Genomic DNA, 1434 nt, shown 5'->3' on the forward strand with positions numbered 1-1434 from the left:
GGTTCTATGATATTTGGTGTTGATGGAGAAATCCATCGACACCATTTTTGCATAAAAAAAGAGGCATATCACCTCTGTGCTACAATCAAGTCGACGAAAACCAATTGAAAGCGAGAAGAATGATATGTCCCAAGACAATTCTACAAGAGATTTACTACAAATTAAAGACCAAAACATTGTTAATTTCAAAGTTCAAGATACTTCACATGATGCTTTACGTATCTATGCCGACTTAACCTATTCCGTCTGTGTTTGCCCACGTTGTGGCAAACATGAAATCGTCAAAAATGGGGCCAAGTCGGTTAACATTAGAATACCCAATATCAGCGAGAGAACAGCCTTACTGGTTCTACGTAAGCAACGTTTTCTTTGTAAGGCATGTGGTCACACTCAAATTGCCCAAACGCCAATCGTTATGAAGCAACATCAGATTTCTCAGAACGTTAAGCATGGTATCACTAAGGAGTTAACTACGGATCGAACCATGGCCAGTATCGCCGCGCAATACAACGTTTCGACTAACACAGTTAGTCGACAACTAGTAGCCCTTGGGAGGCAAACTAGACCGGCATACAACGGTTTGCCTAGCTCTTTGTGTATCGATGAATTTCACTCTACTGGTGATCAGATGAGTTTTATCGCCATTGATGCAAAAGAGCACGACCTTATCACCATCTTGCCAGGACGAAAGAACAAAGATATTGGAGATTATTTTCTAAATCACTACTCTCTAAAGAATAGGGAAAAGGTTACTAGCGTCGTCATGGACTTCAACTCTCAATACCAATCCGTTATTCATGAGGTCTTCCCTAAAGCCGCTATAGTAGCCGACAATTTCCATTTGGTTCAAATGACCTTACGTTCATTGAACCAGACCCGCGTTCAGTTGATGAAGCAATTCCCTAAAGAAACTCGTGAATACCGTGTGCTTAAGTATTATTGGCGTCTCTATTTGAAAAACTATAAAGACCTTGAGAAGAACCAAACACAATGGTTTTCACACCTCAAAGACCATTTAACCCAAGAACAAGTTGTACTGGAAGGTATAGGACTGAAACAGGAATTCAAAAACACTTATTACTCAGCCCACGCGTTAACCGAAGCTATTCAAAAGCGTGATTACGCTGCCTTCACCGAAGCCTTGGGTGAAGTTGAGAACGTCAGTCCTCAACTTCTAAAGACTATTCACACCTTTATTCAAAGAATACGGTCCATTGAAAATATGACAAAGTGTTCTATTTCAAATGGTCCAATCGAGGGCGTTAACCGTAAGATTAAACAGATAAAACGCACTGCCTATGGTTACCGCAATTGGATCAACTTCAATTACAGAATACAAATTGAATTCAAAATCAGGGTTCAAAAAAGAGGCCCAATTCGAAAATGAATTGAACCTCTCAAATTCCCCTCATCAACACCCGTTGACAAAGAGCC

Annotated in this window: 1 protein-coding gene; it reads left to right on the forward strand. The window is 40.4% G+C overall.

The window, feature by feature from the left end; genetic code table 11:
* Positions 1–124: 124 nt before the first annotated feature.
* Positions 125–1387, forward strand: a complete 1263-nt coding sequence (locus JUF10_RS14020) for an ISL3 family transposase (RefSeq protein ID WP_203643416.1) — start codon at positions 125–127, stop codon at positions 1385–1387.
* The last annotated feature ends 47 nt before the right edge of the window (positions 1388–1434 follow it).

The organism is Levilactobacillus andaensis (assembly GCF_016861695.1).
In the GTDB taxonomy this organism is placed as follows: Bacteria; Bacillota; Bacilli; order Lactobacillales; family Lactobacillaceae; genus Levilactobacillus; species Levilactobacillus andaensis.